Source organism: Vibrio sp. SCSIO 43140 (assembly GCF_023716585.1).
In the GTDB taxonomy this organism is placed as follows: domain Bacteria; phylum Pseudomonadota; class Gammaproteobacteria; order Enterobacterales; family Vibrionaceae; genus Vibrio; species Vibrio maritimus_B.
Map to the genome: position 1 here is coordinate 3,525,230 of NZ_CP071850.1, position 13,478 is coordinate 3,538,707.

The following is a 13,478-nucleotide window of genomic DNA, read 5'->3' on the forward strand; positions in this document are numbered from 1 at the left end:
AATTATTGCTTTAAGCTTAGTTGCCAAACATTAAGGCAGTAAGAACAAAATCCAATCCGAGCACCGCGAGGGAAGAATGCACCACCGTGCGAGTCGTTGCTTGACTGATACCCTCAGAGGTCGGCGTCGCGTCATAACCATTAAACAGCGCAATCCAAGTTACTGTGATGGCAAAGACCACACATTTAATTGCGCTATTACCAATATCTCGTCCAAGTTCCACGGAAGACTGCATCGCAGACCAAAAGCTGCCGTGATCAATGCCCTTCCAGTCAACCCCCACTAGCTGTCCACCCCATATGCCGATGGACATAAAGATCATCGCGAGCAGTGGCATAGAGATCACGCCCGCCCAAAAACGAGGCGCTATCACTCTCTTGAGAGGATCAACCGCCATCATTTCTAAACTCGATAGCTGCTCTGTTGCCTTCATCAAACCAATTTCAGCTGTAAGCGCCGAGCCAGCTCGCCCAGCAAACAGCAACGCAGTGACCACTGGGCCAAGCTCACGAAGCAATGAGAGTGCCACCATCTGACCCAAACTGCCTTCAGCGCCATAGTCCACCAGCACGACATAGCCTTGTAAGCTCAGTACCATGCCTATAAATAGTCCTGAGACCATAATGATCGCCAAGGACTGCACGCCCACGTTGTGAAGCTGTTTCACTAACAAGGGAAAGTGTTTTTTAGGTTGTGGTCTGGATAGCAGCACACCGAGCAGCATAAACGTAGCGCGCCCCCAGGCATAACCGATAGAGAGCGCTCGTTGACCAACTTTCTGAATCCACAGACTAGGTGTCGTCATATTAGAAGAGCTCCTGTTCTAGGGGCATGGCGGGGAAGCGAAACGGCACTGGCCCATCCGCGTCACCATTGAGAAATTGTTGAATCTGAGGATCAGGGTTGTTACGAAGTTCATCTGGCGTCCCTTTCGCGACAATCTTGCCATTCGCTAATAGGTACACCCAATCCGCGATCGACATGACTTCAGGCACATCGTGTGAGACCACCACAGAGGTGACATTGAGCGCGTTATTGAGTTTACGAATAAGCTCAACCAAGACCCCCATAGTAATCGGGTCCTGGCCTACAAAAGGCTCATCGTACAAGATAAGTTCAGGGTCGAGTGCGATGGCTCTAGCCAGAGCGGCACGCCGAGCCATACCGCCAGAGAGTTCACTTGGCATCAAATCCGCCGCGCCTCGCAGACCCACCGCCTCGAGTTTGAGCAACACAAGTGTGCGAATCATGGATTCATCAAGAGCAGTATGCTCTCGCAGGGGAAAGGCAACATTGTCAAACACAGTCAAATCAGTGAACAGTGCACCTGACTGAAACAACATGCTCATTTTCTTGCGAACCTGATAGAGGCGTTTGCGAGACAGAGTAGGAATATTGTCGCCGTCAAACCACACCTCGCCTTGGTCAGGCAGCAGTTGCCCACCTATCAAACGCAGTAGTGTTGTTTTGCCGATCCCTGATGGTCCCATAATCGCGGTGACTTTTCCTTTTGGAACATGCAGCTCAATGTCATCGAAAATGACACGTGAGCCACGAGAAAAAGACAACCTGCTAATCGAAACCAAGTCGTTGTTTGACATAGACTTCCCTATCTCGAATTTCAAACTCAGTGACTCTCCATAATAATGATACAAGCGTGCAATTAAAACCCTAAGCTTCATTCAGTTGTATAAACAATTCAACAAATTCACAGTGATTAAGGAATAAGAGAGGTCACTCTAAAAAACAGCAAACGCTTTGCCTGTACTTTTAAAGGTACGCAATTCCGAGCGCTATCGGTATTTTATTTATTGATTAGCTTCCATTTTGGATGACAAAGCGTCAAAATTAGCCGCCAAATGTCTCAGAAAAAAATAAGTGGATTTAAACATGCTTGAAGCCGTGGTGTTTCTGATTATTGGACTGGTTTTTCTCGTATGGAGCGCGGATAAACTGGTGTTTGGTGCTGCAGCGTTGGCACGCAATGTTGGTATCTCGCCTTTAGTGATTGGTATGACGATTCTGGCAATGGGCTCTTCCGCGCCAGAAATGATGGTTTCAGCAACAGCAGCATTAGACGGAAAAACGGACACCGCCGTGGGTAACGTCCTTGGTTCGAACATTGCCAACATCGCACTTATCCTCGGCATTACCGCCATGATCAAACCGCTTTCTATCTCTTCAGCGGTTCTGAGACGCGAACTCCCACTGATGATTGCGGTCACACTAGTAGCGGGCCTTATTTTATGGGATAGCCACCTTGGTTTCCTTGAGGGCGTGATTCTATTTGCCCTATTTGCTGCCTTTATCTTGGCCATGCTTCGAATTAGTAAAGCTGAGCGAGAAACAGGTAATAATGATGCCTTACTGGACGACCAAGAATCTGAAGTCCCAGAAGGGGTCAGTAACGGCAAAGCCGCTATGTGGGTGGTTATCGGTCTCATCGTTTTGCCGTTAGCCGCCGACCGTTTGGTAGACAGCGCTGTCACCATTGCACAATATTTTGGTATGAGCGACCTTGTCATCGGTCTGACGATTATCGCGATTGGTACTAGCTTACCTGAGCTTGCCGCATCGCTAGCAGGCGTGCTCAAGGGCGAGGATGATATGGCAGTTGGTAATATCATCGGCTCTAACGTATTTAATATCCTAGCGGTAATGGGCATCCCGGGCATTCTTAACCCGTCAGTGCTCAGTGAGCACGCGATGGGGCGTGATTTTTGGGTCATGCTAGGCTTGTCTTTATTACTGGTCGTTATGGCGCTAGGTAAGTCGAAAAGCATCAACCGTATTGAAGGGGGAATCTTGTTTATCCTCTTCTTAGGCTACCAAATCTACCTGTTCGCAAACATGGCGGCGTAGGAGCAGCAGCATGACTGATTTTGATTTTATTCGCAGTGCAAAGCGAGTTTTAGATACCGAAGTTCAAGCATTAGTGCACCTAGAGCGCTATTTCGATGAGCAGTTTGAAGCGGTATGTCGCGCCATCATAGAGCACAAAGGCAAAGTCATTGTGATGGGAATTGGCAAGTCAGGGCATATCGGTAAAAAGATCGCTGCGACCCTTGCCAGTACTGGTACATCCGCATTTTTTGTTCATCCGGGTGAAGCCGCCCATGGCGATCTGGGTATGATCGAAGCTCATGATCTGGTGATTGCTATCTCTAATTCTGGTGAGGCACATGAGATTATCAGCCTATTCCCTGTGTTCAAACGCTTGGGGATCACCACGGTGAGCATGACGGGTAAGCCGGCTTCAACCATGGGTAAATTATCTGATTTCCACTTACAGATTACCGTGCCTAAAGAAGCCTGCCCACTAGGTTTAGCGCCAACCTCTAGCTCCACAGCGACGCTTGTTATGGGCGATGCTTTAGCTATCGCACTGCTTGAGGCTCGTGGATTCAGCGAAGAAGACTTTGCACTCTCTCATCCAGGTGGCGCGCTTGGTCGCAAACTACTTCTCAAACTCAGCGACATTATGCACTCTGGAGACGCACTACCTATGGTCAACCCGACTATGCTAGTGAGAGACGCCCTACTCGAGATTTCCAACAAAGGTCTGGGTATGACGACCATCGTTGACGAGAACAGTGCATTGCTTGGTATCTTTACCGACGGTGACTTACGTCGAATTTTAGACCGCCGAGTCGATATTCATGAGACCACGATTGGTGAAGTGATGATTGCCAATCCAACGACAGCAACGCCAAACATGCTTGCCGCCGAGGGTCTGAACTTGATGCAATCAAAGAACATAAATGGTCTGGTACTACTAGACGATAATAAAGTAGTGGGTGCCTTGAACATGCACGATCTACTCAAAGCAGGAGTAATGTAGTGTCTGAACAAGTCGAAACTTTATACGGTTCAATCAACAAAAGCATCGTTGACAAGGCAGCAGGCATTCAGCTTTTGATTTGCGACGTTGACGGCGTATTTTCTGACGGCCTTATCTACATGGGTAACGATGGCGAAGAACTTAAAACCTTTCATACCCGTGACGGCTATGGTGTCAAAGCGTTGATGAGCGCGGGTATCCAGGTTGCCATAATCACTGGTCGCAGCTCTAAGATTGTCGAGAACCGAATGAAAGCTTTGGGTATCTCATTGATTTATCAAGGACAAGATGACAAAGTGGTGGCATACCAAGACATCTGTCAAAAATTGAACATCGATGCTCAGAGCACGGCATACATTGGTGATGACCTAATCGACTGGCCTGTCATGGAGCAAGTTGGGTTAGGTATCTGTGTTGCTGATGGGCATCCTTTGCTCGCGAAGAAGGCTGATCATGTCACCTCTATTCGTGGCGGACACGGCGCTGTTAGGGAAATCTGTGATCTGATCCTAGAATCAAAGGGAGAACTTGAGCTTCACAAGGGTCTAAGTATATGAGTTTATCTCGTATTCTTTACAGTTTACTTGCAATTATTGCAGCAGGCAGTACTTACTACCTGTACAGCAAGGATGACTCGAATGTCATCCAGATAGAGCCAGATATCGAACTGCCCGCTTTTAGCGGCACAAACTTGCACAACATTTCGTACAGCGACACTGGGGTGCGCAGCTACAGCATCAGCTCTGCACACCTTGAGCATTTCTCCAAGAAAGGAGAAACGGTATTTCAGCAACCCGTTCTGCGTATTTTCGCTAACGGAGAAACGCAAGAGTGGGAAATATCCGCCGAGAAAGCCGTGCTGGACAAACAAGAAGTCCTTACGCTGTATACGAATGTCGTCGCACAAAACTTGCTGGCAGACTCTGGCTTTGACACCTTGTCTACCCAGCAAATGAGTATCAAACTCGAAAATCGTGATTTTTGGGCTGACAGCAAAGTCATTATGCTGGGCCCTAAATTTGAAACGCAAGGAGAGGCGATGAAAGGAAACTTCGCTAACCACCTCGCGGAACTGTATAAAAAAGTGAATAGCAAATATGAAACTCTCGCACCTTAGTCTCAGCCTGTGTTTGTTGCTTCCGACAGCGGCGTTGGCGCTATCAACGGATACTGAACAACCGGTATACATTGACTCAGACACGCAGCAGCTTGATATGAAAAGCAATCAAGTGACCTTTGCAGGTGATGTGAAGTTAAAACAAGGCAGTATTAACATCAACGCAGACAAAATTGTCGTTACTCGAGAAGCACAAACTGGGGCGATTCAAGTGATCCAAGGCTTTGGCGATCTCGCTACCTTTTCTCAGTTGACTGACGACGGTAAAACCCTATACGGCGAAGCGAAAGAGCTTCACTACTCGCTAAAAGACGATCAGCTCACGATGAAGCAACAAGCCATGCTGTCTCAAGACGACAGTGTCATCCGAGGTACTACAATTAAGTACCGAATTTCATCACAAAAGCTGGTTGCTGATGGCAACGCCAACGAGCGCGTATCCACGGTTCTTCAACCACAACAAGTTCAAGAGAAGTAGAGTCCAGTATGGCGTTACTTAAAGCCGCGCATTTGGCGAAAAGCTATAAAAACCGCAAGGTCGTATCCGATGTGAGCCTGTCGGTAGAGTCAGGTCAAATTGTCGGTCTGCTCGGCCCGAATGGTGCAGGTAAAACAACCTCGTTTTACATGATCGTTGGTCTGGTTGCTCGCGATGAAGGCACAATCACTATCGATGACAATGACATCAGCATTTTGCCTATGCATAGCCGCGCCAAAATGGGCATTGGCTACTTACCTCAAGAAGCATCCATCTTCCGTAAGCTGAGTGTTGAACACAACATTATGGCGGTTCTTGAAACCCGCAATGAGCTCACCCAAGAGCAAAGACAGGACCGACTGGAAGATTTGCTTGATGAGTTTAATATTCAGCATATCCGCAAAAGCGCAGGCATGGCCCTCTCCGGTGGTGAGAGAAGACGTGTAGAAATCGCTAGAGCTCTGGCTGCAAACCCGCAGTTTATTCTGCTCGATGAGCCATTTGCTGGGGTTGACCCAATCTCAGTAATTGATATAAAGAAAATCATTGAACACTTGCGCGACAGAGGGTTGGGTGTCCTTATCACCGACCACAATGTGCGTGAAACGCTAGATGTCTGCGAAAAAGCCTACATCGTAAGTCAAGGTCACTTGATCGCTGAAGGAAGTCCTGAAGATGTTCTCAATAATGAACACGTAAAACAGGTTTATCTCGGTGAACAATTCAGACTATGATTTAATAGGCACGGATACAATATTTATAATAGGCCCATAACACTGCATGAAACCCTCATTACAACTCAAGCTAGGTCAACAGTTAGCAATGACGCCTCAGTTGCAACAAGCAATTCGCTTGCTGCAGTTGTCCACGCTCGATTTGCAGCAAGAGATCCAAGAGGCACTGGACTCAAATCCTCTTCTCGATGTCGAAGAATCTTCCGAAGAATCGAACAACGAAGAGAAAGCGAGCTCAGACAGCAAAGATGAGGGCACTACTGCAGAGGTCACTAGCGAGCCCGATCTCAAGGACAGCTCTGAACAGATTGAAAAATCAGAGATTTCCAATGAACTCGAGATGGATACCACTTGGGACGACGTCTACAGTGCCAACACAGGTAACACAGGTATCGCCGTTGATGATGATATGCCGATCTATCAAGGTGAGACGACACAGTCACTGCAGGACTACCTCGTCTGGCAGCTCGATTTAACACCTTTCTCTGAGACCGATCGTGCCATTGCGCTCGCTATTATCGACGCGGTGGATGACTACGGATATCTCACCCTATCCTGTGAAGACATTCTTGAGAGTGTCGATATTGAAGATGTCGAGCTTGATGAAGTCGAAGCGGTTCGCAAACGCATACAGCAGTTTGATCCACTCGGTATCGCGTCGCTCAATCTTCAGGACTGCCTACTGCTGCAACTTGCTACCTTCCCAGAGGATACACCGTGGTTAGCTGAAGCCAAGTTAGTGCTCACTCATCACATTGACCAGTTGGGTAACCGAGATTACAAACTCGTTATCAAAGAAACCAAGCTCAAAGAAGCAGAGCTTCGCGAAGTTCTAAAACTGATTCAACAGCTCGACCCAAGACCCGGCAGTAAAATTACCCCAGATGAAACGGAATATGTCGTTCCTGACGTATCCGTGTTTAAAGACCGCGGAAAGTGGGTGGTACAGATCAACCCTGACAGCGTACCTAAGCTCAAGGTGAACCAACAATATGCTCAGCTGGGTACTGGCAACAGTGCAGACAGCCAGTATATTCGCTCAAACCTTCAAGAAGCCAAATGGCTGATCAAAAGCCTAGAGAGCCGCAATGAAACGCTGCTCAAAGTAGCTAAGTGCATTGTAGAGCATCAACACGACTTCTTTGAATACGGTGAAGAGGCCATGAAACCTATGGTGCTCAATGACGTCGCGCTTGCCGTCGACATGCACGAGTCCACCATATCTCGTGTCACCACACAAAAATATATGCATACTCCGCGCGGTATTTTTGAGCTCAAATATTTCTTCTCTAGCCATGTCTCAACAGACAATGGCGGCGAATGCTCATCAACCGCCATCCGCGCCCTAATCAAGAAGCTTGTTGCTGCGGAAAACCCAGCCAAGCCATTGAGCGATAGTAAAATCGCAGCTCAACTCGCTGACCAAGGAATTCAGGTCGCTAGGCGAACCATAGCGAAATACCGTGAATCTCTGGGCATCGCCCCTTCCAGTCAGCGAAAACGCCTACTTTAAGGTCATTAACTAAGAAGGAAAGTCTATGCAAATTCAAATTACAGGCCACCATGTTGATCTCACTGATTCAATGCAAGACTACGTTCACAGTAAATTTCAGAAGCTCGAGCGCTTTTTTGAGCATATAAATAACATTCATGTGGTTTTAAAAGTTGAAAAACTAAACCAGATCGCCGAAGCTACGCTCCACGTAAATCAAGCTGAAATTCACGCAGCCTCCAATGATGAGAGTATGTATGCTGCGATTGACTCGTTAGTAGATAAGCTAACTCGACAACTGAATAAGCATAAAGAAAAATTAAGTAATCACTAAAATGCAAATAAGTGAAGTATTAACATTGGACTGCACCAAAAGTGCAGTCCCTTGTACGAGCAAAAAGCGCGCCCTAGAAATCATTAGTGAGATCGCCGCAGAGCACACCGGACAAAACTCAACGGAACTGTTCGAGTGTATGCTTAGCCGCGAAAAAGTGGGCAGTACCGGTATCGGCAATGGAATCGCCATTCCTCACGCTCGTATGCAAGACAGCGATAAAGCCGTCGCTGTATTGTTGCAATGCCAAGATGCCGTCGACTTTGATGCCATTGACAATCGTCCGGTCGATCTTATGTTCGCCCTGCTTGTGCCAGACGCGCAATGTAAAGAGCATCTAAAGACACTTTCTTGCATGGCTGAACGTCTTAACGACAAAGCCGTGTTGAAACAACTTCGTAATGCTCAAAGTGACCAAGAGCTTTACGACATCATCGTTAGTCACTAATCAAGGAAAAAAGCTGACATGCGTTTGGTTGTGGTAAGTGGACACTCAGGAGCTGGCAAAAGTGTCGCTCTGCGTGTGTTAGAAGACTCAGGCTACTACTGCGTCGACAATCTTCCCGTCGACCTTCTCGGTCCTTTTGTCGATTCAACGCAAGATACTCAGCAAAGTGTCGCGGTAAGTATTGATATTAGGAACTTACCCAAGAATCTAGCTCAGCTATCACTGACGCTCGACCAACTTAGTCTCAAGCATGATGTAAAGCTGCTGTTTTTGGATGCCAGCAAATCAGTACTACTCACTCGATACAGTGAAACTCGTCGAATTCATCCGCTTTCACAAAGAGAAGACAAGCTGTCTCTAGAGCAAGCTATCGACTTAGAGCACGCTCTCCTTGCCCCAATCAAAGAGCAAGCAGATTTCATTATCGACTCAAGTGAGCAGTCGATTCATGATTTAAGTGAAACCATACGCTTTCAACTAGAAGGTCGAGAGAAGAAAGAGCTTGTCATGGTCTTCCAATCTTTTGGCTTTAAGTTCGGTATGCCAAGCGACGCTGATTATGTGTTTGATGTGCGCTTTCTGCCTAACCCACACTGGCAGCCAGAATTGCGTCCAATGACCGGGCTCGACGCTCCGATTAAGTCTTTCCTTGAATCTTATCCAGACGTCATCGAACTAAAGCAGCAGATCCAAGGGTTCGTTGAGCGCTGGCTTCCTCTGTTAGAAAAAAACAACCGCAGTTACCTTACCGTTGCGATCGGTTGCACCGGTGGTAAGCATCGCTCAGTCTACATTACTCAACAAATTGGTGAGTACTTCGAACAGCTTGGGCACAAAGTCAAAATCCGTCACGCCTCGCTAGAAAAAAACAAATAGGAAGTTACATGTCTCACTCACGCACTGTTCTTATTCTTAACCGTCTTGGTCTACATGCCCGCGCAGCGGTTAAACTGGTTGAACTTGCGCAAAGTTTTGATGCCACAGTGACGATATGTAACCACGAACAGAAAGAAGCCACGGCCGATAGCGTCATGGGTCTTCTGATGCTCGAGTCGGCTCAAGGTGAAAATATCACCATTAAAGCGACAGGCACTCAAGCAGAGCAAGCGCTCAACGCGGTATGCGACCTTGTTGAGCATCGCTTCGATGAAGATGAATAGTATCTAAACACTCCTACCCTCATGACAAAAACTTTCTCCTCATTCATAACTTCTTATTAATTAACAAGCAGAATTAGGCTAATATTCAGTACATTAAAAAGCAGTTGAGTGTAGGGGGCATCCATGGCAGAGCAAATAGAATTCGATCAAGCTCACCAAACCCTCCAAGAAGTCACTGAAGCGCTGGAAAACGGCCGCTTCGTATTCGTTCGTAGACAACTTCAGGATATGGAGCCTGAAGATATTGCCCACCTTTTAGAGGCCTCTCCACGAAAAAGCCGTGAGGTATTGTGGCAACTTACCGATCCTGAAGACTATGGTGAAATCCTCGATGAACTCAACGAGGATGTAAAAGACGCCCTTGTCTCTAAAATGGCACCAGAGAAGCTTGCAGAAGCTACTGAGGGCATGGATACCGATGACGTTGCATACGTCCTGCGTAGCCTTCCTGACGATGTCTCTCGCGAAGTTCTTTCACAGATGGATGCCGTCGATCGACTGCGTGTCGAAACCGCACTGTCGTACCCCGAGGATACCGCTGGCGGTATTATGAATACCGACTTCATTACCATTCGTAGTGATGTTGATGTCGATGTGGTATTGCGTTACTTGCGTATGAAAGGGGAGCTTCCAGAAGCCACTGATGCGCTGTATGTTATTGACGAAGACGATATGCTGATTGGTCACCTTTCATTGACCACTTTGTTAACCACTCAGCCTGATATCAAAGTCAGTGACGTCATGGACGATGCCGATGAAGCGATTCACGTCGAAACCAGTGACTCGGATGTAGCATCGCTGTTCGAACGTCGTGACTGGGTCTCCGCACCGGTTGTCGATAGCGAACATCACCTCGTCGGTCGTATCACCATCGATGACGTGGTTGATATCATTCGTGAAGACGCAGAGCACTCGATGATGAGTATGGCGGGTATGGATGATGATGAAGACACCTTTGCTCCAGTGGTTAAATCAGCAAGGCGTCGCAGCGTATGGTTAGGTGCTAACGTACTCGCTGCACTTGCTGCTGCCTCGGTTTCAAATATGTTTGAAGCAACGCTAGAGCAAATGGCAGCCATTGCCGTCTTGATGACAATTGTGCCTTCAATGGGTGGGGTTGCCGGTAATCAAACAGTGGCACTTGTAATCCGTGGATTGGCGCTCGGGCACATTGGTGACAGTAACCGCCGAGAGCTATTACTAAAAGAAGCCGCTATCGGTTTTCTCAACGGCATACTGTGGGCACTGATCATTGGTGGTATTGTTGTTGCTTGGAAAGGCGATTGGATGTTAGGCGGTATCATTTCTGCAGCAATGATGACCAACCTATTGGTCGCTGGGGTTGCAGGCGTAACTATCCCAATTCTTCTGAAGAAAATGAACATTGACCCTGCATTAGCTGGAGGGATGGCGTTAACGACCATCACAGATGTTGTCGGTTTATCGGTATTCCTTGGTCTCGCGACCATAATGATCAGTTAGAAAAAAGGCTCCGCGAGGAGCCTTTTTTAATGAATTTAAAACAGTGATGAGTGGCTAGAGTTTTCTTCTCAATAACAGCAACGCAATCGTCAAGAACACTAAGCTTGGCCCTAACGCACCAAACAATGGTGAGATGCCATAAACCAAGCTCACGGGACCAAAGAACTCGCTAGAAATATAGAAGGTAAAGCCAGCAACAACACCCGAAAGTATTCGTGCACCCATGGTAACGCTACGAAGCGGTCCAAACACAAAAGACAGCGCCATCAACATCATAACCGCAACGGAAATAGGCTGCGTCGCTTTACGCCAGAAAGCGAGCTCATAACGAGAAGCATCTTGCTCGGACGCTTTCAAATATTGCGTGTAGTCCCACAACCCACTTAAAGGCAGCTCATTCAGGTCAACAGTAACGATCGCCAGCTTATCGGGTACCAGTGACGTACGCCACTCTTGTGTCTCCATGGTCTCTTTACTCAACACAACATCATTCGCCATGTCAGTCACATGAACGCCATGCATTTCCCAGAGGTTGTCACCCAAGTAATCGGCACTGTCGGCATAAATGGTCGTGGTCAGATGTTTATCAGTATCGAAGCGCCATAAATTCAGTCCTTCGATCGACTGCCCATCGACCTTAGAAATAAAAATAAAATCATTGGCATCACGAGCCCAAACCCCGTTGCGGACTGAAACAATACTGCCGCCCGATATCGCCTCAAGCCTTAAGTCACGCGCCATTTGCTGTGTCGTTGGCGCCCCCCATTCACCGAGAGCCATCACCACAAGCATAAGGGGCAGAGCGGTTTTCAGTACGGAGAATCCGATACGGACTTTTGAAATACCGGCGGCCTGCATAACCACAAGCTCCGAGCTACTCGCAAGCATACCTAGGCCCACCAGCGAGCCTAACAATGCAGCCATTGAGAAAAACAACTCAATGTCACGCGGCATACTCAGTAACACAAAATAGACCGCGGACAACATGTCATAGCTGCCCTCACCCACCGCACGCAACTGCTCTACAAACTTAATCACCGCTGACAAACCAACAAAGACCGACAGGACCAATAAAATGGTGGTGATTATAGTGCGACCAACATAGACGTCTAAGATTCTAAACACGCTTAGGCTACCTCTTGCTTCTTAAACCGCTTACGACGCCAGTTTTCTCTGAATCGTCGAACAGGTACGGTATCCCATGTGTTAACGCCTATCGCTGCCACCAACAGGGCAAAGTTGACGGGCCACAGACCAATATACGTTGGAAATGCGCCATCTTCTAATGCGGACTTCATCGCACTGATTGCCATAAAATACGCAAAATAAACAAAGATCGCAGGTCCCATTTTAGCAAACTTGCTTTGTCGTGGATTCACGGCAGATAAAGGCACCACCAGCATGGTGAGCAGAGGGATACAAACCACAAGTGAAATCCTCCAGTGTAGCTCAGCTTGTGCTTTCGGTGTCGGATCACTGATAAGGTCGAGCGTTGGTATCGCCATCCAAGAACGCCCTCTTTGCTGAACTTCTCGTTGGCCTATCACCCCTTCGTATTCGGAAAAGTCGGTAATCATGTATTCCAAACGAGTGGGAACGCCTTCGTAGCGAACGCCATCGTATAGCGCGATGATCTGTCGCCCATCACTAAGCTCCTTCACATCCCCCGACTTCGCCGAAATCACACTCGGTAATACAGAATCACGAGGGCTAAGCTGTGCCACAAACACATTTTCTAGTTTGCGATTGCGAATATCATCAATGAACACGACCGAAGAGCCGTCTGGTGTGCGTTGAAAACTGCCTGTTTGCAGCAGTTCAACTGAGTTTTCAGACGCCAGCTTCTCACGAATCTGTACTTCTTGTTCTTGAGTCCATGGCGCGAGCCAAAATGCGTTCACAGCGGCCAACGTCGTGGTAATAACCGCTAGATACATAGCGGCACGAATAAGGAATTTGTTGCCAATGCCCGTGGCATTCATAACGGTAATTTCACTTTCAGCGTATAGACGCCCAAAAGTTACCAATATGCCTATGTATATACTCAACGGGAACATCAAAAGCCCCATGGTTGGCATACTGATGCCCGCTAACGTCATGATGAGCCCAGCGGGAATACTTCCATCTGACGCGTCAGCAAGCACTTGGATAAATTGACGACTGAAAAACACGAGAAAGAGCACGAAAAAGATGGCTAACTGGCTCTTAACTGTTTCTCTGATCAAATATCTAACAATAATCACAGTGAAAACACCTATACAAAACTTGTTTTTTTGATTGAATCGCTATAGTTTTCGGGTAAACCTTTTATTTTTTACTTTTTTGATCGATTCTTATCTTTAGATTATAGGCCGAATTGGCACATAAATTTCAAACACTAATAATCGATTAT

16 protein-coding genes are annotated in these 13,478 nt (G+C 47.3%); 12 read left to right on the forward strand and 4 right to left on the reverse strand.

What is annotated here, in order from left to right:
- Window positions 1–16 precede the first annotated feature (16 nt).
- Entirely contained in the window at window positions 17–805 is a 789-nt protein-coding gene (gene mlaE / locus J4N45_RS16815; protein ID WP_252012623.1) for a lipid asymmetry maintenance ABC transporter permease subunit MlaE, read from the reverse strand.
- 1 nt (window position 806) lies between these two features.
- Window positions 807–1,601: a phospholipid ABC transporter ATP-binding protein MlaF gene (gene mlaF, locus J4N45_RS16820; protein WP_252012624.1), complete on the reverse strand. Its 795-nt coding sequence runs from the start codon at window positions 1,599–1,601 to the stop codon at window positions 807–809.
- A gap of 289 nt (window positions 1,602–1,890) precedes the next feature.
- On the opposite strand from mlaF, the gene J4N45_RS16825 reads away from it, so the two are divergent.
- From J4N45_RS16825 to mgtE, 12 genes are all read left to right on the forward strand, one after another.
- Window positions 1,891–2,862 carry a calcium/sodium antiporter gene (locus J4N45_RS16825; protein WP_128650060.1) on the forward strand — a complete coding sequence of 324 codons (972 nt, stop codon included), beginning with the start codon at window positions 1,891–1,893 and terminating at the stop codon, window positions 2,860–2,862.
- A 10-nt stretch (window positions 2,863–2,872) separates the two neighbouring features.
- On the forward strand, window positions 2,873–3,841 hold the full coding sequence (locus tag J4N45_RS16830) for a KpsF/GutQ family sugar-phosphate isomerase (RefSeq protein WP_252012626.1): 969 nt from the start codon (window positions 2,873–2,875) through the stop codon (window positions 3,839–3,841).
- On the forward strand, window positions 3,841–4,398 hold the full coding sequence (kdsC, locus tag J4N45_RS16835) for a 3-deoxy-manno-octulosonate-8-phosphatase KdsC (protein WP_252012628.1): 558 nt from the start codon (window positions 3,841–3,843) through the stop codon (window positions 4,396–4,398). The genes J4N45_RS16830 and kdsC overlap by 1 nt, the downstream gene beginning before the upstream one ends.
- Complete coding sequence (gene lptC, locus J4N45_RS16840) at window positions 4,395–4,958, forward strand: LPS export ABC transporter periplasmic protein LptC (protein ID WP_252012629.1); 564 nt, start codon at window positions 4,395–4,397, stop codon at window positions 4,956–4,958. The genes kdsC and lptC overlap by 4 nt, the downstream gene beginning before the upstream one ends.
- A complete protein-coding gene (lptA, locus tag J4N45_RS16845; protein WP_042473195.1) occupies window positions 4,939–5,436 on the forward strand; it encodes a lipopolysaccharide transport periplasmic protein LptA in 498 nt (165 codons plus the stop codon). Before lptC ends, lptA begins: the two co-directional genes overlap by 20 nt.
- An 8-nt stretch (window positions 5,437–5,444) precedes the next feature.
- Entirely contained in the window at window positions 5,445–6,170 is a 726-nt protein-coding gene (gene lptB / locus J4N45_RS16850) for an LPS export ABC transporter ATP-binding protein (RefSeq protein ID WP_042473193.1), read from the forward strand.
- A gap of 46 nt (window positions 6,171–6,216) precedes the next feature.
- A complete protein-coding gene (locus tag J4N45_RS16855; protein WP_252012630.1) occupies window positions 6,217–7,683 on the forward strand; it encodes an RNA polymerase factor sigma-54 in 1,467 nt (488 codons plus the stop codon).
- 25 nt (window positions 7,684–7,708) lie between these two features.
- Window positions 7,709–7,996, forward strand: coding sequence for a ribosome hibernation promoting factor (gene hpf / locus J4N45_RS16860; protein ID WP_042473188.1), 288 nt, complete (start codon window positions 7,709–7,711; stop codon window positions 7,994–7,996).
- 1 nt (window position 7,997) lies between these two features.
- On the forward strand, window positions 7,998–8,444 hold the full coding sequence (ptsN, locus tag J4N45_RS16865) for a PTS IIA-like nitrogen regulatory protein PtsN (protein ID WP_042473185.1): 447 nt from the start codon (window positions 7,998–8,000) through the stop codon (window positions 8,442–8,444).
- Window positions 8,445–8,462: 18 nt separating this feature from the next.
- Complete coding sequence (gene rapZ, locus J4N45_RS16870) at window positions 8,463–9,320, forward strand: RNase adapter RapZ (RefSeq protein WP_252012631.1); 858 nt, start codon at window positions 8,463–8,465, stop codon at window positions 9,318–9,320.
- A gap of 8 nt (window positions 9,321–9,328) precedes the next feature.
- Complete coding sequence (locus tag J4N45_RS16875) at window positions 9,329–9,604, forward strand: HPr family phosphocarrier protein (protein ID WP_042473181.1); 276 nt, start codon at window positions 9,329–9,331, stop codon at window positions 9,602–9,604.
- 123 nt (window positions 9,605–9,727) lie between these two features.
- Window positions 9,728–11,086, forward strand: a complete 1,359-nt coding sequence (mgtE, locus tag J4N45_RS16880; RefSeq protein WP_234495097.1) for a magnesium transporter — start codon at window positions 9,728–9,730, stop codon at window positions 11,084–11,086.
- A 54-nt stretch (window positions 11,087–11,140) separates the two neighbouring features.
- Here the strand turns inward: mgtE and lptG are convergent, their stop codons facing one another.
- Window positions 11,141–12,211, reverse strand: coding sequence for an LPS export ABC transporter permease LptG (gene lptG / locus J4N45_RS16885; RefSeq protein ID WP_042473178.1), 1,071 nt, complete (start codon window positions 12,209–12,211; stop codon window positions 11,141–11,143).
- Between the two features lie 2 nt (window positions 12,212–12,213).
- Window positions 12,214–13,329 carry an LPS export ABC transporter permease LptF gene (lptF, locus tag J4N45_RS16890; protein ID WP_042473175.1) on the reverse strand — a complete coding sequence of 372 codons (1,116 nt, stop codon included), beginning with the start codon at window positions 13,327–13,329 and terminating at the stop codon, window positions 12,214–12,216.
- Window positions 13,330–13,478: the final 149 nt, after the last annotated feature.

Bases quoted from the DNA above. Each gene is read 5' to 3' on its own strand.
- lptC (WP_252012629.1), top strand. From the start codon at position 4,395: ATGAGTTTATCTCGTATTCTTTACAGTTTACTTGCAATTATTGCAGCA.
- mlaE (WP_252012623.1), bottom strand. From the start codon at position 805: ATGACGACACCTAGTCTGTGGATTCAGAAAGTTGGTCAACGAGCGCTC.
- J4N45_RS16855 (WP_252012630.1), top strand. From the start codon at position 6,217: ATGAAACCCTCATTACAACTCAAGCTAGGTCAACAGTTAGCAATGACG.
- lptA (WP_042473195.1), top strand. From the start codon at position 4,939: ATGAAACTCTCGCACCTTAGTCTCAGCCTGTGTTTGTTGCTTCCGACA.
- J4N45_RS16875 (WP_042473181.1), top strand. From the start codon at position 9,329: ATGTCTCACTCACGCACTGTTCTTATTCTTAACCGTCTTGGTCTACAT.
- ptsN (WP_042473185.1), top strand. From the start codon at position 7,998: ATGCAAATAAGTGAAGTATTAACATTGGACTGCACCAAAAGTGCAGTC.
- J4N45_RS16830 (WP_252012626.1), top strand. From the start codon at position 2,873: ATGACTGATTTTGATTTTATTCGCAGTGCAAAGCGAGTTTTAGATACC.
- J4N45_RS16825 (WP_128650060.1), top strand. From the start codon at position 1,891: ATGCTTGAAGCCGTGGTGTTTCTGATTATTGGACTGGTTTTTCTCGTA.
- mlaF (WP_252012624.1), bottom strand. From the start codon at position 1,601: ATGTCAAACAACGACTTGGTTTCGATTAGCAGGTTGTCTTTTTCTCGT.
- mgtE (WP_234495097.1), top strand. From the start codon at position 9,728: ATGGCAGAGCAAATAGAATTCGATCAAGCTCACCAAACCCTCCAAGAA.
- rapZ (WP_252012631.1), top strand. From the start codon at position 8,463: ATGCGTTTGGTTGTGGTAAGTGGACACTCAGGAGCTGGCAAAAGTGTC.
- hpf (WP_042473188.1), top strand. From the start codon at position 7,709: ATGCAAATTCAAATTACAGGCCACCATGTTGATCTCACTGATTCAATG.
- lptB (WP_042473193.1), top strand. From the start codon at position 5,445: ATGGCGTTACTTAAAGCCGCGCATTTGGCGAAAAGCTATAAAAACCGC.